Here is a 21,615-nt window from a genome sequence, read left to right as displayed (position 1 = left end):
CCATAGCCCCTACCGGAATCCTGCACAACCTGATGCTAGATCTGCAACGATCAGAGCCTATGTTCCTGCCTCGCCAGCAACTCACGAAGACGCTGCCTATCCCTGTCACTCAGAACTTTGCTCCAGGGCTGCGCGTCGATGCTCTCTCCGGATGGAATGACCTTGCGCGTCAGTTCCTCCGCATAGGCGTAGGCACTCGCCTGCTCGTAAGGACCGCCATGCATCACGGCTGCGTAGTAAGCCAGCTTGGCTTGAGCTCGCAATTTCGATGGCAATGCAGCACTTCTCAAGCGGAACACCAAGCGGTGCCACCATGAAGGCCTGAGTTTGCTGCTGGGCAACTCCAGAACGGCACGGACACTATGGAAAGAGAAGGTTTCGCCATGGCGTTCAAAGAACGCCGCGACCATATGGCGCCAGTAGCTCTTGCCCGAGTAGTAATGCCTCACCACACCATGAGACTCAGCAGGCTGGCCAAGATGCCTAGCAGCCACACTTACAGCGAACTGCTCGACCGTATGGACCATAGGAGCCATGGGATGCAATACATCGATCAGTTCCAACGTCTCATCCATCAAGCGAGACGCCTCGATGTTAAACCCGAGAACACCCGAGTTGATCAGCAGCATGCTTTCATCAACCCCATATTGCTCGGCTAGATATGGCCCGACGACTTCGCGCAGAGAATCCCTATCACACTCACTCCATACTCCTTCGACTTCATCGACCAGCCAGGCAACGTTGGCCAGTCGATCGAACAGTTCTAGCGGTGAGTTCAAGAACAGCGTGTCGGTGTCTATGAATATGCTCTGCTCGGCGTACTGAAGCGCATCACGAATGGCAGCGGCCTTTCGTCTGTGCAAATACGCGGCGGTGCCCGTCCATGCAGCAAGGGTGTCTGCATCCAGCCCGACAACGTCAACGGGCCAATTGGCAAACTGCTCCGGCTCGTCCGTATACACCAGAATGCGCGGACACTGCCCCGCAGCATGATGCAGGGCGGACAGGATGCTGAACTTGGCCTCCTGGTGATACTCGGTTTTCCTGCCGTAGACCAGATAAACCAACTGCCTGGGCTCATGGGTTGGCATCATTCGCCCTCCACAGGCTGTTGAGTGACCAGAATCGCAGACGGGCGTACTCATCGGTAAATTGAGCTGATACTCGAGCGGGGCCGCCTTGCTTCAATTCATGACGTGCAACGGCCTGTAAACGCCTCGCAAGAACCACGGCATCGCCAAGAGGAAACAGTGCATCCGGCGTACCAAGCACCTCTGGCGCACCACCACAATCCGTCGCCAATGTAGGCACATCCGCCGCCATCGCTTCCAGCAAAACCATGCCAAATGGCTCGTGATCAGAGGTCAGAGCAAAGACATCGAAAGCCTTGAAATAGCGACGACCGTTGCTCACCTGACCGAGCAGTCGCACAGACTCGCTCACGCCCAGTTGCTCCGCCAATGCTTTCAGAGAGGCTTCAAGCCGGCCGCTCCCCATGATGGCCAGCAGGCTACCGGCTGGCAGTTGCGGCAACGCTTCGGCGAACCCGCGGATCAACGTGGCCTGGTCTTTGTCCGGATGCAGGCGCCCCACATTACCGACCACCCACGCATCCTGGGGCAGGCCAAGCATCTCGCGCGCCTCTTCGCGAGACTTGAGGTCAGCCTGGACCGCCTCGATATCGATCCGGTTGTAGAGGGTCTCGATCCGCTCGGCAGACCAGCGTGGCAGGCAACGACGCATGTCGTCACGCACCGCGTTGGACACCCCCAGCAACGCCAGGCGCTTGCGGAAGAAGTTGGCGAACACCCGGCGCGACAACCGCTGGTAGTCACCGAAAGCATGGTGCACGCCGATCACAGGCAGCGATGTGCCCAGCAAGGCGATGTAGATCGGCTTGAAACGGTGGGCGATGCAGAAACGGAAATCGCGACCCGCCACGATCTTGCGGATCGCGCGGATCGCTCCGAGCTTGAGCCCCCTCACGTCGCGACTGCTCTGACCGAGGAAGATCACTTCGTCGGAGGCCGATCCCTGCACCACCGCCTCACTCGGCTCGCCGGTGAGGTAGACGGTGGTCACTTTGTAAGGAGTGCCTTCGAACAGCACGGCGTACTGACGGGCGCAATCGAGAAAGGGCCCGTCATAGCCGTGGCAGAACTGCAGGACGCGCGGTTCAGAGCTGCTCATACCACTCGGCACCTTCCTTGACCACGAGGATGTCTTCCATGATCAGGTACTGCAGGTCCGACCCGTAGAACATGTTCAGAGCATCGGTCGGCGAGCAGATCATCGGCTCACCGCGACGGTTCAAGGAAGTGTTCAGCGATACACCGTTGCCGGTCAGCTTCTCCAGTTCGAGCATCAGGTCGTACCAGCGTGGATTGTGGCGACGCTCCAGCACCTGGGCACGGGACGTCCCGTCCTCGTGCACCACCTCGGAGACGCGCTCCTTCCACTCCTCGTTGACCTCGAAGGTGAAGGTCATGAAGGGGCTCGGGTGGTCTACCTTGAGCATCTTCGGTGCGACGGTATCGAGCATCGACGGGCAGAAGGGCCTCCAGCGCTCGCGGAACTTGATCTGCTCGTTGATGCGATCGGCGACGCCCGGAACACTCGGGCAACCGATGATGGAACGACCGCCCAGAGCACGCGGGCCGAACTCCATGCGCCCCTGGAACCAGGCCACCGGGTTACCGTCGACCATGATGCGGGCGATGCGCTCCGGGGTGTTCTCGATGCGCTTGAACACCGGCTTGTTCGGGTGCTTGGCGCAGGCGGCGATGATCTCCTCGTTGGAGTAGGACGGGCCGAGGTAGACGTGCTCCATCTTCTCCACCGGCACACCGCGCTTGTGGGAGACAAAAGCCGCAGCGCCCACGGCAGTGCCGGCGTCGCCGGAGGCCGGCTGCACGAACAGCTCCTTCACATCCGGGCGAGCGATGATCTTCTGGTTCAGCTTGACGTTGAGCGCACAGCCGCCAGCGAAAGCGATCTTGCCGGTCTCGCGGATGATGTCGCCCAGGTAGTAGTCCATCATCTCCAGCGCCAGCTTCTCGAACAGTGCCTGCATGCTGGCGGCGTAGTGGATGTAGGGGTCGTCGGCGATGTCGCCCTGGCGCTTCGGCCCGAGCCACTCGATCAGCTTGGGCGAGAAGTAGTAGCCCTTGCCGTTTTCCTTGTAGCGGCGGAAGCCGATGACGTTGGCGTAGTCGGTGTTGATCACCAGCTCGCCATTCTCGAACTTGGCCAGGCGGGAGAAATCGTACTTGGCCGCGTCACCATAGGGCGCCATGCCCATGACCTTGAACTCGCCGTCGAGCATCTCGAAGCCGAGGTACTCGGTGATCGCGCCATAGAGGCCACCCAGGGAGTCCGGGTCGTAGAACTCCTTGATCTTGTGGATCTTGCCGTTCTCGCCCCAACCGAAGAAGGTGGTGGCGTACTCGCCCTTGCCGTCGATCCCGAGGATCGCAGTCTTCTCCTTGAAGCCGGAGCAGTGGTAGGCGCTGGAGGCATGGGCCAGGTGATGCTCCACCGGTTCGATCTTCACCTTCTTGGCGTCGAAGCCCAGTTGCTCCAGACACCAGACGATCTTGTTGCGGTAGCGCTTGTAGCGGCGGTTGCCCATCAGGATCGCGTCCAGGGCACGGTCCGGTGCATACCAGTAGCGCTTGGCGTATTGCCAACGGGCCTTGCCGAAGAGACTGATGGGGGCGAAGGGGATGGCCACAACGTCCACGTCGGACGGCTTGATGCCCGCCTGCTCCAGGCAGAACTTGGCCGACTCGTAGGGCATGCGATTCTTCGCGTGCTTGTCGCGCACGAAGCGCTCTTCTTCGGCGGCCGCGATCAGCTTGCCGTCGATGTAGAGCGCGGCGGAAGGATCATGGCTGAGGGCGCCGGAAAGGCCGAGGATCGTCAGTGCCACAGTGTTAAGCCTCTATCAAAGCGGCCGGGCGTCGTGACGCCCGGCAAGTTGTCCAGTACACAGCCCCTCGGGGCTCATTCCCAACTTCAAGCCTCGGGCTTCAAGCTGGCCTTGGGTAAACGTTCATCCAGGTGGCGGTACAGCGCCGAATCCGCCGGCCAGTTGCGCAGGAAGCGCTCGCGATCCCGGGCATAGGCCCTGGCGAAGCTGCGCTCGCTGCCGTGTTGCCGGACCGCATCCAGGTCGATCAATGACCAATGCCCGTCCTGCCAGAACAGGTTGTGACCCTTCAGGTCGCCGTGGCTGATGCGCTCGCGGATCAGCGCGGCGAACAGGCGATCCAGGGCTTCCAGCTCGGCTTTCGGCGGCAGGCTATTGCCCGCACTATCCGCCTGGGCGTCTCGAAAACGGGCGATTATATCTTGACCTGGCAGATATTCGGTAATCAGGTACGCCCGCCCGCGCAGACCCAACCAGCGGTGCTCCACCACCGCCAGCGGGCGCGGCGTAGCTATGCCGAGAAACGCCAGGCGATGACCCTCGCGCCAGCTGTGCCAGGCACGGGACGGCCGCCAGAAGCGTTTTAGCCAGTGCAGCAGGTTCTTGATGTTGTAGCGCTTGACCAGCAGCGTCTCGCCGCCTTGCTCCACCCTTGCCACCGTTGCGGCGCCGCCGTCCTTGAAGCGATGACCGGCGGCGATGGCGGCATCCGGAGCGGCCAGCAGCGGCGCCACGCGCGCCTCGGCATCCCGACGAACGGCACGCAGGCCGAACAGCGAGCGCCGGACGCTGAACAGGCTGCATTCGCGACCGACCTTCTCGAGGAAATCACGCAGGCGCCAGCGGCGGACCCGGGCAATCTCCTTCTCCAGCATTTCCAGCGGCAAGGCGTGCTCGCCGTTGGCCAGCAGGTAATGCACCAGCAGCTCTTCCAGGTAAGGCGCAAGGGTGGCGGGCAACTGGGCGAAGAACACCCCGAGATTGGCGAGCACCTGCTCGCGGGGCAGGGGTTCGCCCTCGCAGACGGCACGCACGCCGCCGCCATCGATCAGCTTGAGCTGCCCGTCATGCCGGAGGACGTTGTCCAGGTGCAGGTCCTCTTGCACCAGGCCGCGAGCATGCAAGTGGGCGACCAGCTCCAGGGCTTCACCCACTACGCGCTGCTGGCCGTCGGAGAGCAACGGCTCGCCTTCGACCAGGCGCCACTCGTCCCACAGGCTGCTGGCGCCCTCGAGGAACTCGAACAACAGCCAGCCGCCCTGTCCGGAGGCCAGCCCGCTTTCCAGCAGGGTCGGCGTCGGCAGGCCCTGGCGCGCCATCAGCTCGGCGCCCTGGCGCTCGCGCTCGAAGTGGCGGGCTGCCTTGCCCCCCACCAGCAACTTGGCCAGCACCCGGCGCCCCTTCCACATCGCGGCACCTACATAGCGCTGGCCCGGCAACACACGCAGCAGGGTCTCCAGCTGCAGCAGTTCGCCGTTCAGCTCAAGCTGCAGCGGCAAGGCAGGGGAACGCCCCATGCCAGCGAGTTCTGCGAGCCTCATGCGCGGCTCTCCTTGTCACGCTGGCGCCGCATCAGGAGCTGTTCCCAATGCTCGGCATCGGCGCAGCTTCCCAGGTAGGCAACCAGGAAGCGCCGGATATCATCGGCGCTCCAGATACGCGCACGGCGCAACAGAGGCTCCAGGTCCTTGACCCGGTCGCGACGCCCGAACAGCAGTGGGCGCGTCTTCTCCAGATCGATCAGGCACGCTTCGTAACCAACGGCAGCAGGGCGCAGGAAGATGTGCTTGGGGTAGAAACAGCCGTGCATCTGCCCGGCTCCGTGAAGCTGCCGCGCCAAACGGCCGCAGGCGTCCAGCAGGGCATCGCGCTGGCCGAGTTCGACTGCAGACCATTGGTCCAGCCAGTGTTCAAGCTCATGCCAGCCATCCAGCGCGCGGGTCAACAGGATGGCGCGGTGCTCGCCCGAGCGGCGCCGCTCAGCGAAGAAGGCTGCCTGCAAGGCGGGAATTCCCAAGGCGGCGTAACGGCGGATATTGCGGAACTCCCGGGCGAAGGTCGGCTCGCCGAAGGGGTGTACCAGGCTGCGGGTCAGGTGATTGGACTGGCGCTTGAGGTAGTACGCCCGCTCACCCAGCTCCAGGCGAAACACGCTACTCCAGCCGCCGCGTTCGGTGTTGGGAAGGTCCACGGCTTCGAGCTTGAGCGCCCAAAGCGCATCGAAACCTGCAAGACCGCGCTGCTGAAGCAGATCACGGTCATCGTCGGCAAGGAAGTCCATCACTCCCTGCCCTCGAAAAAGGCCAGTACCTGCCTGACGCGGCGTTTATCAGCCACGCTTAGCTGCGACCGCCGTCGGTATTGCAGGAAGAAGCGCAAGCGCTGCGTGCGAGTCAGATGGTATTTGGCGACCTTGTCCAGACAGGCCAGGTCCTTGATGATCCGATAACGTAACAGTGGTCCCCACCAGAACCCGCCAGTCGGACAGTCGATGAAGAACAACTCTGCCTTGTCATTGACCAGCAAGTTCCTCCACTTCAGATCGTTGTGGGTGAAATGGTGGTCATGGAGCGCACGGGTACCCGCTGCCAATTGCCGACTGATTTGAGCGACCCATTGGGGGTCCTTCAGGCGCGAGTCTTCGCGCTCCACCATCTCAGCCATGTTGCAGGTGTTTACGATCTCCCGCGTCACAAGGGCACCACGGACGAATGCACCGGCACGCCGCTCGAGCCCATGAGCGACGATGGGGGCCGTGGGGATACCCCACTTGGCAAAAAGCTTGAGATTCTGCCACTCGGCCTTGACCCTAGGGCGCCCCAAGTAGCGGCGTAACCCCTTGCCTGCCTCCCAATATCGCTTGACGTAGTAGCGGACCCCCTCGATCTCCACCCGAATGACTTCAGAGAGTGGATCAGAGGTCAGCCGTTCTCCCTCCAGTTGGAATACCGCCTCCAGCGTGCCGAAGGCACTCAGCAACCTTTCGCTGACACCCTCATGCTTCCAGGCAGACATCGTTAACGCTTCTCCGACAATTGCATATCCCGCAGGATTCGCCCCAGCGGAATGAAGGGGCGCCAGATTGTTTTACCCATCCACTTGAAGGTGAACAGCGGACTGATGACACGACTGCATGGGTTGAATGCAGGCCGCCATGTGAAATCGGGGCGACGACGCGTGATTGTGAATGTCCTCAAACCCAGCAAGGAACCCAAGTGACCTCCACCTGAGTCATTGCTGATGACAACGGAGCACGTTCGCAGGTAGTCGATAAGTCCCTTCAGATCGGCGAAGGCATTCACGACGAAACCAGGATACTGGGCCTGGAGCGCCTCTTTCTCGACGGGGATACCTGCGAACTCGACATGCCACCCCCTTGCTACGAGGAGGCGGGCCAGCCGCCGGAACCCAGAGGTCGAGTAGTTCTTGCTGGCGTGGGGCGTAGTCGGGAAGATCACCACGCGCCGCCCTGCATCACTCCCCGGTTCAGGCAGCGAAGCAAAGCCAGACAAGGGCTGCGCGAGGTCGAGCCCCAACACTTCCTCGGCGTACAGGTCCATCCACTCCACCATGCTTTTACCGGCCTTGGGATCCCGGCAGATCACGTTGTGAGCCCCTGGAACGAGTTCGCCCCGCAACGTCACTGGGCGCTCATGCAGCCGGTGGGCTACAGGCAACTTCTTGCCGGCCAGGAACGCGACGTTCGGAAGAGACGTAAGGTCGATATCCGTTCGGACCACATTCACCAGCCAGTCAACGGCACAGATGACCAAGTCGTTCTGCTCGGCAAGCGCGCGCACATCCGGCACCTGCTCACCCACAATGACCAGACCCGGCAGGTACTCACGTACCGATGCCAGCGACGCTGACGCCAGCGTCACTTCTACCCCCGCCGCCTGTAAACGCCAGGCAAGGCGCAGGTAGAGGGTGGTGTCCCCCAGGGCGGGGCATGAAACGAGTGCGATCTTGATTCCAGTCCCAATCATTACCGTCCCTTTCGGCATTACAGTGCATCTCCATAGCGCTGCTTGCGCGCATAGAGCTTCGCCGCCTTGCGAGCCAGGTGGGCCAGCAGGGGCCGCTCTTGGCGCAAGACCTCGCTCAATGGCCGGTCGAAATAGACCCGCAGGAAGCGAAGCCAGTCATGTCGGGTCAGCCCAATATCCAGGGCCGAGAAATAGAGCGCAGCCAGGTCCTTGTCGCGCCAGCGGCGCGGCAGCCTCGGGCGGACCTGGGCGCGGTGCAGGTCGATGACCGACAGGCGGAAGTCGCTCGGGGTCACCGGCCGGTCGGTGTGCAGCAGGAAGTGGCAGATGTAGCAGTCGCGGTGGTTGACGCCCGCGCGGTGCATCTCACGCACCATTCGCGCCACCTCGTCGATCAGCGCGCGCTTTAGCGCCAGGGGCGGCGGGTTGCGCGGCCAGTCGAGGGAGAAGTCCTCGAGGCTGACGGTCGGCGCCAGTTCCTCGGTGATGATGAAGGAGTGCTGCTGGGCCGGGTTGTCGCCGCGCTCGCCGAAAGCAACGGCGGTCATCGTCGGCACGCCCACCTCCTGCAGGCGATGGATCGCCCGCCACTCCTGGCCGGCGCCGAGCACCGGCAGCTTGGCGGTCACCAGGTTCTTGAGGATCTCGCCCCAGCCGATGCCGCGATGGATCTTGACGAAGTAGCCCCGCCCGTCGACCTCGGTACGCAGCGTGCGGCGGCCATCCAGCTCGCGATAGACCTGGCCCTGCAGGGCCTCTACCGCTTCGAAGGCGTCACGCCCGCGCCACAACTGCTCGAAAGGCGCCCTCAGTTCCAGCTTCATGGACGCTCCTGGAGAATCAGGTCGGCCGCCCGCTGGGGCATTCTGTACAGGTCGGCATGATCGGCGAATGCCAGGCCATTGGCCGACCAACGCTGGCGCGCCGCGTCGTCGGTGAGCATCTCGGCAAGCATGCGACTGAGGGTGTCCTGCTCGAAGGGACTGGGCACCACACGGCCAGCATCGGCCTCGTCGATGTAGTGGGCATAGCCACAAACGTCGGTGACCAGTACTGGCAGGCCGGCCACCAGCGCCTCCAGCAGCACCGTGCCGGTGTTCTCGTTGTACGCGGGGTGGATCAGCAGGTCGGCACCCAGCAGGAAGCGTGGGATGTCGCTACGCCCCTTGAGGATGTCCACCTGGTCGGAAATGCCCAGGGCCTTCACCTGCAGCAGGAACGGCTTGGGGTCGTCCTGGCCGATGACGATCAGCCGGGTGTGCTTGCGCAACTCCCGCGGTAGGGACGCCAGCGCCTTGAGGGAGCGGTCCAGCCCCTTGGTCTTGAACCCGGAGCCGATCTGCACTAGCAGCCGGTCGTCGTCGGACAGCTTGAACTCCCGGCGGAACTCGGCACGGATGTCCGCCGCATTGGCCGGAGCACGACGGTCACTGGCAATGCCCGGTGGCAGCAGGTGGAAGCGTGACGCTGGGGTGGCGTAGTGCTTCACGAACAGCGGCTGCTGCACTTCGGAAATCATCAGCACCTCGGTCTTCGACTCGGGGGCGAACACCGCGCGCTCGTAGTCGGAGAAGTGCTTGTAGCGCCCCCAGCGACGGTACAGGCCGTTGCGCAGGGTCTGCGCCTTGTCCTCGAAGCAGGGGTCGGCGGCGTAGTAGACGTCCAACCCGGGCATCTTGTTGAAGCCGATCACCCGCTCCACCGGCTGACGCGCCAGGTCGGCCTCGACCCAGGCGGTGAACTTCTCGTTGCGCTTGTGGTTGAACAGCGCCTTGACCGGCGCGACCCGCACGTCAAAGCCGTCCGGCACGTCGCCTTCCCAGATCATGGTGTAGACGCGGATGGCGTGACCACGACGCTGGCATTCCTGGGCGATGCGCATGAAGTCGCGCTGCAGGCCGCCGAAGGGGAAGTACTTGTAGAGCACGAAGGCCAGTTGCATCAGTGGGAGTCCTCGGTCAGCAGCAGGGCCTCCAGCTGGGTGGCCACCCGCTGCGGGTTCAGCCGGGTGAAGCACAGGGGCTGCTCGCGCTTGAGGTCGAAGCGACGGCGCTCCTCTTCGCTCGGCTGGTAGGCGCACTGTTTCTTCAGGCAGGGCGCACAGGGGAAGTCGCTGCCCAGGTGGACCTGCGAACGCCCGTAGGCACCGGTGAAGCCCGGGTTGGTCGGGCCATAGAGCGACAGGGTCGGCACATCCAGGGCAGCAGCCAGATGCCCCAGCCCGGTATCCACTGCCACACAGGCGCGCGCGCCGGCGAGCACCTTGGCCATGCCGGCCAGGGACAGGCGCGGCAGCACGGCGGCGCCGTCCAGGCCTTCGGCGAGGCGTTCGGCCCTGGCCTTCTCTGCGGCATTCCCCCACGGCAGGCGCAGGTTCCAACCATGCTCGCAGATCCGCTCGGCCAGCTCGCGCCAGTAGGCTTCGGGCCAGTGCTTGGTGTCCCAGGTGGTGCCATGCAGGAACAGCAGGTAAGGCGCGGCGCTCGGCGCATCCGCCAGTTGCGCGCGATTCAGGCCATAGTCACCGGTGCTCTGTGGCAACGGGTAGTCCAGTGCCTTGGCGAACAGTTGACGCACCCGCTCGACAGCGTGCTGCCCCCAGGCGACGGCATGGGGCTGGTCGTAGAAGCGCGCGGCGATGGGCTCACGGGCGGATTCGCGATCGAGCCCGGCCACCGGAGCCTTGGCGTAGCGGGTCAGCCAGGCGCTCTTGAACAGCCCCTGGGCGTCGATCACCAGGTCGTAGCGGGTTTCCCGCAGGCGCCGCTTGAAGCGACCCCACTCACCACTGCGCAGGGTCTGGAACAGGTTCTTGCGCCAGCGGCGGATCGCGACCGGGATGACCTGGGCTACCGCCGGGTGCCAGGCGGGAATCTCGGCGAATCCTTCCTCCACCACCCAGTCGAACTGGATGCCAGGGATGGCACGTGCCGCATCGGTGATGGCCGGCAGCGTGTGGATCACATCACCCAGGGAAGAGGTCTTGACCAGCAGAACCCTCATCCGGCGACCTCGATGGAGTCCACCAACAGACGCTCGAGGGCCTCGATGACCGGGCGTGGCTTGAGCTGGCGCAGACAGTTGTAGTGCCCGAAGCGGCAGGTGCGCTCGAAGCAGGGGCTGCACTCCAGCTCCAGGCGGACGATTTCGACGTGCTCGGCCAGCGGCGGCGTGAACTGCGGCGAGGTGGAGCCGTACACGGCCACCAGCGGGCGGTTCAGGGCAGCAGCAACGTGCATCAGACCGGAGTCGTTGGAGACCACCGCCTCGGCGCAGGAAAGCAGGTCGATGGCCTCGGCCAGGCTGGTCTGCCCGGCCAGGTTGACCACCTCTTCCCGCAGGCCGGGAATGAGGCGCATGCGAATGTCTTCGCCGCCGGGGTGATCATTCTTCGAGCCGAACAGCCACACCTGCCAACCGGCGCGGATCTTCACTTCCGCCACCTTGGCATAGTGTTCGGCCGGCCAGCGCTTGGCCTCGCCGAACTCGGCACCGGGGCACAGGGCCAGGACCGGGCGATCCAGTCCCAGGCCGAAGCGGCCGAGGGCGGCGTCGCGGCTCTGTGCCTCGATGCGCAGGGACGGGCGGGGATACGGCTGGGGCAGCTCGGCGCCGGGCTCGAATGCCAGCGCCATGAAGCGTTCGATCATCAGCGGGTAACGGGCCTTGTCCAGCGTGCGGATGTCATTGAGCAGGCCGTAGCGCATCTCGCCCTTCCAGCCCGTGCGCTTGGGAATCCCGGCGAAGAACGGCACCAGGGCCGACTTCAGCGAGTTGGGCAGCAGGATGGCCTGGTCGTACTGGCCAGCCAGGGACTTGCCGATGCGCCGGCGGGTGGCGAGTTCCAGCACGCCATGCCCGAGCGGGAAGCTCAGTGCCTGGCGGACTTCCGGCATGCGCTCGAGGATGGGGCGGCTCCACTCGGGGGCCAGGACGTCGATCTCGCAGTCGCCATGGCGCGCCTTCAGACACTGGAAGAGCGTCTGGGCCATCACCATGTCACCGACCCACGAGGGGCCTACGATCAGAATTTTCATAAACGGGCAGCTTCACGCCTCAAGCGACAAGCCGCAAGCTCCAAGCGGTCGCCCACTTGCAGCCTGCGGCTTGCGGTATGCAGCTCAGTCGGATTACTTGACCAGGGTGCGCCATTCACCGTGGGCGGCAGTCTTGCCGGTCACCAGGTCGAAGTAGGCCTTCTGCAGTTTCTCGGTCACCGGACCGCGACGGCCGGCACCGATCTGGCGGCCATCCACTTCACGGATCGGGGTCACTTCGGCGGCGGTACCGGTGAAGAAGGCCTCGTCGGCGATGTACACCTCGTCGCGGGTGATGCGCTTCTCGACCACTTTGATGCCCAGCTCGCCGGCCAGGGTCAGGACGGTGTTGCGGGTGATGCCGTTGAGGCAGGAGGTCACTTCCGGGGTGTACACCACGCCATCCTTGACCAGGAAGATGTTCTCGCCCGAGCCCTCGGCCACGTAGCCTTCCGGGTCAAGCAGCATGGCCTCGTCGGCGCCACCGGAGATGGCTTCCTGCAGGGCCAGCATGGAGTTGATGTAGTTGCCGTTGGCCTTGGCGCGGGTCATGGCGATGTTGACGTGGTGACGGGTATAGGAGCTGGTGCGCACCTTGATACCTGCTTCCAGCGCGGCTTCGCCCATGTAGGCGCCCCAGTGCCAGGCGGCGACGATGACATGCACCTTCAGCCCGGAGGCACGCAGGCCCATGCCTTCGCTGCCGAAGAACACCATGGGGCGCAGGTAGGCGCTTTCCAAGCCGTTCTCGCGGACGGCGGCGCGCTGGGCTTCGTTGATCTCCTCCTTGGTGAAGGGGATCTGCATGTTGAAGATGTGGGCAGAATCGAACAGGCGGTCGGTGTGGGCCTGCAGGCGGAAGATGGCAGTGCCGTCCGGGGTGTTGTAGGCGCGAACGCCTTCGAACACGCCCATGCCGTAGTGCAGGGTGTGGGTCAGGACGTGGGTGGTCGCATCGCGCCACGGCACCAGTTCGCCGTCATACCAGATCACGCCATCACGGTCGGCCATCGACATATTGCCAGCTCCTCAAAGGTTCGATTGATTCAGCACGGCGAGTCAGCTCAAGCCCAACTCGCGCCAGATCCGCATCACGCCGTGGCGTTCCGCCTGGAACTGGTCCCCACTCACCACGCCGGGCTGCTTCTGCAGGGCCAGGCGATGTGCTGCGGAACGATAGGCCTTGTAGGCCTCCTGCAGCAGGCTGACGGTCTCGGCGGTCAGCAGGCCCACAGCGCCGAGGCCATCCAGAATGCGGATGTTGTCGGTGTAGCGAACCAGCTCAGAATGCCGTCGCGACCAGGCGAGGGCCGCATATTGCACCATAAATTCGATATCGACGATACCGCCGGCGTCCTGCTTCAGATCGAACGGCGATGCGGCTTCGAAGGCATTCTCGCCGGTGCCGGCAGCGGTCGCACGGCTGCCCAGGCTGTCGCGCATCTTGGCGCGCATCTCGCTCACTTCGCGGCGCAGGGTGTCGATGTCGCGCTCACGCCCGAGCACAGCCAGGCGGACCGTTTCGAAGGCCGACGCAACGCGCGGGCAGCCCACCAGCACCCGCGCTCGCACCAGAGCCTGGTGCTCCCAGGTCCAGGCTTCGCTTTCCTGGTAACGCCGGAAGGCACCCAGGGAACTCACCAGCAACCCCGAAGCACCGGAAGGCCGCAAGCGCATGTCCACTTCGTACAGGTCTCCGGAGGTGGTCTGAGTGGTCAGCAGGTGAATGATGCGCTGCCCAAGGCGGGTGAAGAACTGCGCACCATCGATGGGTTTGGCGCCATCGGTCTCGGCCTGGGGGTCGCCGTCGTGGATGAACACCAGGTCCAGGTCGGAACCGTGACCGAACTCCAGTCCGCCGACCTTGCCGTAGCCGACGATGATGAAATCGGGGTCGCAGGCCGAGCCATCGGCACGGCGCGGCGTGCCGTGGCGCGCCACAGTATGGCGCCAGGCCAGATCCAGCACCTGGTCGAGGATCGCCTCGGCCAGCCAGGTCAGGTAGTCGCTCACCTTCATCAGGGGCAATGTGCCGGCGATTTCCGAGGCCGCGACCCGCAGGCTGTGGGCCAGCTTGAAGTGCCGCAGCGCTTCCATCTGCTGCTCCAGATCGTCTTCCGGGATCCGCGTCAGGCGCTCACGCAGTTCGGCCGCCAGTTCGGGGGCCAGTGGCGGGTGATAGAGACGCCCCTCGTTCAGCAGCTCATCCAGCAACAACGGGTAGCGGGCGATCTGCTCGGCGATCCAGGGGCTGGCGGCGCAGAGGGTGATCAGGCGCTCCAGGGCGCCCGGGTTCTCGGTCAGCAGGACCAGGTAGGCGGAGCGTCGCGCGACCTTTTCCACCAGCGGCAATACCCGCTCCAACACCAGGTCGGGGGTGGCGTGCTCGACGGTCATTGCCAGCAACCGGGGAATGAAGGCATCCATACGCTCACGCCCCAGGCGCTGCATGGCACGCAGTTGGGGGCCATTACGCAGATCGGTGAGGCGTTTGAAGGCAGCTGGGGCATCGCGAAAGCCCGCCTCCTCCAGTTGGCGCTCGGCGCTCTCAGGGTCCAGCGCCTCTTCCCAGAGCGGCAGCCATTCGGCACCGATGCAGGCTTCACCGGCACCGCCAGCCTCGTCCTCATCGGGATCGGCAATCACCTGCTGGAAATGCCACTCCACCCGGCCCCGCCAGTACATCAGGCGCTCATGGAACGCTGCCCAGTCGTCGAAGCCCATGATGAAGGCAACGCGTGCGCGGTCCAGCTCGTCGTCCGGCAGCATCTGGGTCTGGCGATCAGCGATGGCCTGCAGGGCGTGCTCGGTGTAGCGCAGGAAGGCATAGCCTTCGCGCAACTCGTCGACCACCTTGCCCGGCAGGTAGCCCTGGCCCGCGAGTGTGGCCAGGACCTTCAGCAGCGGACGCTGCTGCAGGCTGAGGTCACGCCCGCCATGGATGAGCTGGAAGGCCTGGGCGATGAACTCCACCTCGCGGATACCACCCGAGCCGAGCTTGACGTTCTCCGTCATGCCCTTGCGGCGGACTTCCTGCTGGATCAACTGCTTCATCGAACGCAGCGCCTCGATGGCAGAGAAGTCCAGGTAGCGGCGGTAGACGAACGGCCGCAGCATCTCCAGCAGTTGCGCCCCGGCAACAGGGTCGCCCCCCACCACTCGGGCCTTGATCATCGCGTAGCGCTCCCAGTCCCGCCCCTGGTCCTGGTAGTACTGCTCCAGCGCATTGAAGCTGAGCACCAGCGCACCGGAGGAACCATAGGGGCGTAGGCGCATGTCCACACGGAACACGAACCCATCGACGGTAATGGCGTCCAACGCCTTGATCAGGCGCTGCCCGAGGCGGATGAAGAACTCCTGGTTGTCCAGCGCACGGCGCGCGCCCTCCGTCTCGCCGCCCTCTGGGTAGCCGAAGATCAGGTCGATATCGGAGGACAGGTTCAACTCATGCGCGCCCAGCTTGCCCATGCCCAGGATGACCATGTGCTGCGGCTCCCCCGAGCGCCGGCCGATGGGTGTGCCGAACTGGGCGCAGTGGCGCTGGTAGAGCCAGTGGTAGGCGCGATCGATGCAGGCGTCGGCGAGGCTGGAGAGGTCGCGGCAGGTTTCGGCGAGATCGGCCTGGCGAGTCAGGTCGCGCCAGATGATGCGCACCTGTTGCTGGTTGCGAAAACGCCGCAGGCAGCGGCCTAGTGCCTCATCGTCTGCGCAATCAACAAGGAGTGCATCGATTTTTGTACACAATTCTCCTGATTCGAGTGTACATTCAAGCCCGCCCGACTCCACCAACTGCACCAACATGGCCGGATCACGACGCACCTGTTCAGTCACGAAGTCACTGGCTGCACAGACCCGGCGGAACGCCTCCCAACGGGCTTCGGGCCACTGTGCGAATGCCTCGCGCAGCGACTCAGGGAGGTGCTCCAGCTCAGCGATAAAGCTGTTCCGGGCGCGCTCGGCAATGGGTTGCAGCAGGTGGGGCAGGGCGACAAGCGGGGGCAGGCTCATGGTCTATCCTGTGATCGGCGCGCGCCGGGCCTCGGTTCCAGAGGCCTCGCATCGTTGGTCTGTAGTTTTACTACGAAAGATTGTGCCCAGAGAGCTGAATCCGCCGTCGATTTGTAGTAAAACTACACGAGGCCGGTTCGACCCCCGGTTAATCCAAGAATTAGCTTCTGCCTGCCCAAAAGGCCGGCAGTGAACATAGGCATCCGATTCTGGAAGCCTTTCCGCCCTGGAGCAAGCCATGCAAGACCTCGATACCGTCGAAACCCAGGAATGGCTGGACGCCCTGGAGTCCGTACTCGACAAAGAAGGTGAAGACCGCGCGCACTACCTGCTGACCCGCATGGGTGAGCTGGCCGCCCGCAGCGGCACCAAGCTGCCCTACTCCACGACTACCCCGTACCGCAACACCATCCCGGTCTCCCACGAGGCACGTATGCCGGGCGACCTGTTCATGGAGCGTCGCATTCGCTCCCTGGTGCGCTGGAACGCACTGGCGATGGTGATGCGTACCAACCTCGAAGACCCGGACCTGGGCGGCCACATCTCCAGCTTCGCCTCCTCGGCGACCCTCTACGACATCGGCTTCAACTACTTCTTCCAGGCTCCCACCGAGGAGCACGGCGGCGACCTGATCTTCTACCAGGGCCACGCCAGCCCCGGCATCTACGCCCGCGCCTTCATGGAAGGCCGCCTGAGCGAAGAACAGATGCAGAACTTCCGTCGCGAAGTCGACGGCAAGGGCCTCTCCTCCTACCCGCACCCGTGGCTGATGCCGGACTTCTGGCAGTTCCCCACCGTGTCCATGGGCCTCGGCCCGATCCAGGCGATCTACCAGGCCCGCTTCATGAAGTACCTGGAAGCCCGCGGCTTCATCCCCGCCGGCAAGCAGAAGGTCTGGTGCTTCATGGGCGACGGCGAGTGCGACGAGCCCGAATCCCTCGGCGCCATCTCTCTGGCCGGCCGCGAGAAGCTGGACAACCTGATCTTCGTCATCAACTGCAACCTGCAGCGCCTCGACGGCCCGGTTCGCGGCAACGGCAAGATCATCCAGGAACTCGAAGGCGTGTTCCGTGGTGCTCAGTGGAACGTCAACAAGGTCGTCTGGGGCCGCTTCTGGGACCCGCTGTTCGCCAAGGACAAGGACGGCTCCCTGCAGCGCCGCATGGACGAAGTGGTCGACGGTGAATACCAGAACTACAAGGCCAAGGACGGTGCGTACGTCCGCGAGAACTTCTTCAACAGCCCCGAACTCAAGGAAATGGTCCAGGACCTTTCCGACGACGAGATCTGGAAGCTGAACCGTGGCGGCCATGACCCGTACAAGGTCTACGCGGCCTACCACCAGGCCGTGAATCACACCGGCCAGCCCACCGTCATCCTCGCCAAGACCATCAAGGGCTATGGCACCGGTGCCGGCGAAGCGCAGAACACCGCCCACAACACCAAGAAGGTGGACGTGGACAGCCTGCGCCAGTTCCGCGACCGCTTCGACATCCCGGTCCGCGACGAAGACCTGGAAAAACTGCCCTTCGTACGCCCCGAGCCGGGCAGCGCCGAGCACAAGTACCTGCATGAGCGCCGCGCCGCCCTGGGTGGCTACGTGCCCCAGCGCCGTGCCAACAGCTTCAGCATCCCGACTCCGCCGCTGGACACCCTCAAGGCCATCCTCGACGGCACCGGCGACCGCGAAATTTCCACCACCATGGCCTTCGTGCGCATCCTCGCGCAGCTGGTCAAGGACAAGGAACTCGGCCAGCGCATCGTCCCCATCATCCCGGACGAAGCCCGCACCTTCGGTATGGAAGGCATGTTCCGCCAACTGGGCATCTACTCCTCCGTCGGCCAGCTCTACGAGCCCGTCGATAAGGATCAGGTGATGTTCTACAAGGAGGACAAGAAGGGCCAGATCCTCGAAGAGGGCATCAACGAGGCGGGCGCCATGTCCTCGTTCATCGCGGCCGGCACCGCCTACAGCAACCACAACCAGCCGATGCTGCCGTTCTACATCTTCTATTCGATGTTCGGCTTCCAGCGCATCGGCGACCTGGCCTGGGCGGCCGGCGACAGCCGTGCCCGTGGCTTCCTGATCGGCGGCACCTCCGGCCGGACCACCCTCAACGGCGAAGGCCTGCAGCACGAGGACGGTCACAGCCACATCATGGCAGCCACCATCCCCAACTGCCGCACCTACGACCCCACCTACGGCTACGAGCTGGCGGTGATCGTGCGTGAAGGCATCCGCCAGATGACCGAAGAGCAGCAGAACGTCTTCTACTACATCACCGTGATGAACGAGGCCTACCAGCAGCCCGCGCTGCCCGAGGGCGTCGAGGAAGGCATCATCAAGGGCATGTACCTCCTCGAAGAGGACAAGAAGGAAGCCGCGCACCATGTGCAGCTGCTGGGCTCCGGCACCATCCTGCGCGAGGTCCGCGAAGCCGCGAAGATCCTGCGTGACGAATACAACGTCGCCGCCGACGTCTGGAGCGTCACCAGCTTCAACGAACTGCGTCGCGACGGCCTGGCCGTTGAGCGTCGCAACCGCCTGCACCCGGAGCAGAAGCCCCAGCAGACCTACGTCGAGCAGTGCCTGACCGGCCGCAAAGGCCCGGTCGTCGCCTCCACCGACTACATGAAGCTGTTCGCCGACCAGATCCGCCAGTGGGTCCCGAGCAAGGAATACAAGGTGCTCGGCACCGACGGCTTCGGCCGCAGCGACAGCCGCAAGAAGCTGCGCCACTTCTTCGAAGTGGACCGCTACTGGGTTGTGCTGGCCGCCCTGGAAGCCCTGGCAGACCGTGGCGAGATCGAACCGCGCGTAGTGGCCGAGGCCATCGCCAAGTTCGGCATCGACCCCGAAAAACGTAACCCGCTGGACTGCTAAGGAGCGTAGCGATGAGTGAGTTGATTCGCGTACCCGACATCGGCAGCGGCGAAGGTGAAGTGATCGAACTGTTCGTCAAGGTCGGCGACCGCATCGAAGCCGACCAGAGCCTGCTGACCCTGGAGTCCGACAAGGCCTCCATGGAGATCCCCGCGCCCAAGGCCGGAGTGATCAAGAGCCTCAAGGTCAAGCTCGGCGACCGCCTCAAGGAAGGCGACGAACTGCTGGAACTGGAAGTCGAAGGTGCCGCCGCAGCCACTGCTCCGACTGCTGCCCCGGCCGCCAAGGCCGAGGAAAAGCCCGCTGCCGCACCGGCCCCGGCCGCTTCGGGCTCCAGCGTGCAGGACGTTCACGTGCCGGACATCGGCACCAGCGGCAAGGTCAAGGTCATCGAAGTCATGGTCAAGGCCGGTGACACCGTCGAAGCCGACCAATCGCTGATCACCCTGGAGTCCGACAAGGCCTCCATGGAGATCCCCTCCCCCGCCGCCGGCGTGGTGGAAAGCGTCATCGTCAAGCTGGACGACGAAGTCGGCACCGGCGACCTGATCATCAAGCTGAAGGTCGCGGGTGGCGCTGCTGCCCCGGCACCGGCCCAGGCCGCTGCACCTGCCGCCGCGCCGGCACCGGCTGCGGCCCCCGCAGCAGCCCCGGCTGCTTCGGGCTCCAGCGTGCAGGACGTCCATGTGCCGGACATCGGCACCAGCGGCAAGGTCAAGGTCATCGAAGTCATGGTCAAGGCCGGCGACACCGTCGAAGCCGACCAATCGCTGATCACCCTGGAGTCCGACAAGGCCTCCATGGAAATCCCCTCCCCCGCCGCCGGCGTGGTGGAAAGCGTCATCGTCAAGCTGGACGACGAAGTCGGCACCGGCGACCTGATCCTCAAGCTCAAGACCGCAGGCGCCGCCGCGGCTGCCGAGCCGGCCGCCCAGCAGCAACCGCTGCACCGCGTACCGGAAGGCGCCCACCCGGTGGCCGCCGCCGAGGTCTCGGCGATTGCCTCGCTGTCCGCCGCCGCCGCCAACACCACCGGCGTACCGGCCCGCTCCAGCGGTGCCAAGGTCCACGCCGGCCCGGCGGTTCGCCAACTGGCCCGCGAGTTCGGTGTCGACCTGGCGGCCGTTCCGGCCACCGGCCCCCACGGTCGCGTGCTGAAGGAAGACGTGCAGGCCTACGTGAAGTCGATCATGCAGAAGGCCAAGGACGCCCCGGCAGCTGCCGCCGCGCCCACCGGTGGTGCCGGCATCCCGCCGATCCCCACCGTGGACTTCAGCAAGTTCGGTGAAATCGAAGAAGTGGCCATGACCCGCCTGATGCAGGTCGGTGCCGCCAACCTGCACCGCAGCTGGCTCAACGTGCCCCACGTCACCCAGTTCGACTCCGCCGACATCACCGAGCTGGAAGCCTTCCGCGTCGCCCAGAAAGCCGTGGCCGAGAAGGCGGGCGTCAAGCTCACCGTCCTGCCGCTGCTGCTCAAGGCCTGCGCCTACCTGCTCAAGGAACTGCCGGACTTCAACAGCTCCCTCGCCCCCAGCGGCAAGGCACTGATCCGCAAGAAGTACGTGCACATCGGCTTTGCCGTGGACACCCCGGACGGCCTGTTGGTCCCGGTGATCCGCAATGTCGACCAGAAGAGCCTCCTGCAGCTCGCTGCCGAAGCCGCCGCCCTGGCCGAGAAAGCGCGCACCAAGAAGCTCTCCGCCGACGACATGCAAGGCGCCTGCTTCACCATCTCCAGCCTCGGCCACATTGGCGGCACCGGCTTCACGCCGATCGTCAACGCACCCGAAGTGGCGATCCTCGGCGTCTCCAAGGCCACCATGCAGCCAGTGTGGGACGGCAAGGCCTTCCAGCCTCGCCTGATGCTGCCACTGTCGCTGTCCTACGATCACCGCGTGATCAACGGCGCCGCCGCCGCGCGCTTCACCAAGCGCCTCGGTGACGTACTGGCGGACATCCGCACCATGCTGCTGTAACACCCTTTGCTTCATTGCGAGCACGTCAGGCTCGTACCTCAACCCCGCCGATTGGCGGGGTTTTTTTTGAGTGCGAAACAGAGGGGCAGACAACAACCACCCGCCGCGCAAATGCGCGGCAGGATGCAAGGCAAGGAAGAAGAAAAGAACGGTTGCCAAGGGCCGAGGAAGGCCCCGGAACTCAACCCTTCTGGACGTTGCGGATCAGAAAGCTCAGCGCCTTGGCCAGCTCGCCGGCGCCCTTCACGTCCCGCACGATGGTCAGCAGCGGCGCGTTGCTGCCCGGCGCATTGAAGGTGCAGCTGATGCCGCCACGCGGGCACTCGTAGCTGATGCTCGGATCGACGCCGAACACCGGCAGCAAGCGGTTGTGCACCGCCACCCCGGTGCCATTGGCAGCGCGGGTTTCCTCACGCAGCATCAGCTCGCCCGGGCGCGCCAGGCTGAGCTGGTAGCGCAGGTCCCGACGATCCGCCTGGCCAACCTGGTAACCGGCGCTCAAGGCATAGGTGCTGAGCAGCGAATTGGCATGGGCGAACAACGCCTTGCGCTCATCGGAGGTCATGTACAGACGCTTCAGTTCGGACAGGTAGCGCGCCTGCTCCTCGCTACTCAGGGCCGGCTGCGTCTCCGCCGCGCGCGCTCCAACGGAAAAAAGCAGCCCACACAGCAACAAAGCCCCACCCAGTTGTCTTGTCAGCCCCATCAGCATGATGCACCCTTGCCCGACGCCAAATTTTAGAAGTGGGCCGAAGCCCGAACTCGGCCAGCATACTGGAACCCACCCGCC

The 21,615-nt window shown here is 64.4% G+C and carries 16 protein-coding genes; 2 read left to right on the top strand and 14 right to left on the bottom strand.

Features of this window, described 5'->3' with window-relative positions; all coding sequences use genetic code 11:
* Window positions 1-50 precede the first annotated feature (50 nt).
* The 13 genes from A7D27_RS19680 to glnE form a co-directional block, all read right to left on the bottom strand.
* On the bottom strand, window positions 51-1,094 hold the full coding sequence (locus A7D27_RS19680) for a hypothetical protein (protein ID WP_069565836.1): 1,044 nt from the start codon (window positions 1,092-1,094) through the stop codon (window positions 51-53).
* A complete protein-coding gene (locus A7D27_RS19675; protein ID WP_069565835.1) occupies window positions 1,078-2,190 on the bottom strand; it encodes a glycosyltransferase in 1,113 nt (370 codons plus the stop codon). Before A7D27_RS19675 ends, A7D27_RS19680 begins: the two co-directional genes overlap by 17 nt.
* Complete coding sequence (locus tag A7D27_RS19670) at window positions 2,177-3,931, bottom strand: carbamoyltransferase (RefSeq protein WP_069565834.1); 1,755 nt, start codon at window positions 3,929-3,931, stop codon at window positions 2,177-2,179. The genes A7D27_RS19675 and A7D27_RS19670 overlap by 14 nt, the downstream gene beginning before the upstream one ends.
* 86 nt (window positions 3,932-4,017) lie before the next feature.
* On the bottom strand, window positions 4,018-5,472 hold the full coding sequence (locus A7D27_RS19665) for a lipopolysaccharide kinase InaA family protein (protein ID WP_069565833.1): 1,455 nt from the start codon (window positions 5,470-5,472) through the stop codon (window positions 4,018-4,020).
* Window positions 5,469-6,212: a lipopolysaccharide kinase InaA family protein gene (locus A7D27_RS19660; protein ID WP_371914827.1), complete on the bottom strand. Its 744-nt coding sequence runs from the start codon at window positions 6,210-6,212 to the stop codon at window positions 5,469-5,471. Before A7D27_RS19660 ends, A7D27_RS19665 begins: the two co-directional genes overlap by 4 nt.
* Window positions 6,212-6,946 (bottom strand): lipopolysaccharide kinase InaA family protein, encoded by a 735-nt coding sequence (locus A7D27_RS19655; RefSeq protein ID WP_069565831.1) that lies wholly within the window; start codon window positions 6,944-6,946, stop codon window positions 6,212-6,214. Before A7D27_RS19655 ends, A7D27_RS19660 begins: the two co-directional genes overlap by 1 nt.
* Window positions 6,947-6,948: 2 nt before the next feature.
* Window positions 6,949-7,935 (bottom strand): glycosyltransferase family 9 protein, encoded by a 987-nt coding sequence (locus tag A7D27_RS19650; RefSeq protein WP_083265711.1) that lies wholly within the window; start codon window positions 7,933-7,935, stop codon window positions 6,949-6,951.
* Window positions 7,935-8,741: a lipopolysaccharide core heptose(I) kinase RfaP gene (gene rfaP, locus A7D27_RS19645; RefSeq protein ID WP_069565830.1), complete on the bottom strand. Its 807-nt coding sequence runs from the start codon at window positions 8,739-8,741 to the stop codon at window positions 7,935-7,937. The genes A7D27_RS19650 and rfaP overlap by 1 nt, the downstream gene beginning before the upstream one ends.
* Window positions 8,738-9,859, bottom strand: coding sequence for a glycosyltransferase family 4 protein (locus A7D27_RS19640; RefSeq protein ID WP_069565829.1), 1,122 nt, complete (start codon window positions 9,857-9,859; stop codon window positions 8,738-8,740). Before A7D27_RS19640 ends, rfaP begins: the two co-directional genes overlap by 4 nt.
* Window positions 9,859-10,920: a lipopolysaccharide heptosyltransferase I gene (gene waaC / locus A7D27_RS19635; RefSeq protein WP_069562809.1), complete on the bottom strand. Its 1,062-nt coding sequence runs from the start codon at window positions 10,918-10,920 to the stop codon at window positions 9,859-9,861. The genes A7D27_RS19640 and waaC overlap by 1 nt, the downstream gene beginning before the upstream one ends.
* Window positions 10,917-11,954 (bottom strand): lipopolysaccharide heptosyltransferase II, encoded by a 1,038-nt coding sequence (gene waaF, locus A7D27_RS19630; protein ID WP_069565828.1) that lies wholly within the window; start codon window positions 11,952-11,954, stop codon window positions 10,917-10,919. The genes waaC and waaF overlap by 4 nt, the downstream gene beginning before the upstream one ends.
* Window positions 11,955-12,047: 93 nt before the next feature.
* Window positions 12,048-12,971 carry a branched-chain amino acid transaminase gene (locus A7D27_RS19625; protein WP_044400969.1) on the bottom strand — a complete coding sequence of 308 codons (924 nt, stop codon included), beginning with the start codon at window positions 12,969-12,971 and terminating at the stop codon, window positions 12,048-12,050.
* A gap of 42 nt (window positions 12,972-13,013) precedes the next feature.
* Window positions 13,014-15,962: a bifunctional [glutamate--ammonia ligase]-adenylyl-L-tyrosine phosphorylase/[glutamate--ammonia-ligase] adenylyltransferase gene (glnE, locus tag A7D27_RS19620; protein ID WP_069565827.1), complete on the bottom strand. Its 2,949-nt coding sequence runs from the start codon at window positions 15,960-15,962 to the stop codon at window positions 13,014-13,016.
* 238 nt (window positions 15,963-16,200) lie between these two features.
* On the opposite strand from glnE, the gene aceE reads away from it, so the two are divergent.
* Together aceE and aceF are read left to right on the top strand one after the other, a co-directional pair.
* Window positions 16,201-18,846, top strand: a complete 2,646-nt coding sequence (gene aceE / locus A7D27_RS19615) for a pyruvate dehydrogenase (acetyl-transferring), homodimeric type (RefSeq protein ID WP_069562812.1) — start codon at window positions 16,201-16,203, stop codon at window positions 18,844-18,846.
* Between the two features lie 11 nt (window positions 18,847-18,857).
* Complete coding sequence (aceF, locus tag A7D27_RS19610; protein ID WP_069565826.1) at window positions 18,858-20,825, top strand: dihydrolipoyllysine-residue acetyltransferase; 1,968 nt, start codon at window positions 18,858-18,860, stop codon at window positions 20,823-20,825.
* A gap of 181 nt (window positions 20,826-21,006) precedes the next feature.
* Here aceF and A7D27_RS19605 read toward each other — a convergent pair whose 3' ends face one another.
* On the bottom strand, window positions 21,007-21,537 hold the full coding sequence (locus A7D27_RS19605; protein WP_107328978.1) for a hypothetical protein: 531 nt from the start codon (window positions 21,535-21,537) through the stop codon (window positions 21,007-21,009).
* Window positions 21,538-21,615 lie beyond the last annotated feature (78 nt).

The organism is Pseudomonas sp. 1D4, from assembly GCF_001728925.1.
Taxonomy (GTDB): domain Bacteria; phylum Pseudomonadota; class Gammaproteobacteria; order Pseudomonadales; family Pseudomonadaceae; genus Metapseudomonas; species Metapseudomonas otitidis.
This window is presented reverse-complemented; position numbering and strand designations above follow the sequence as displayed.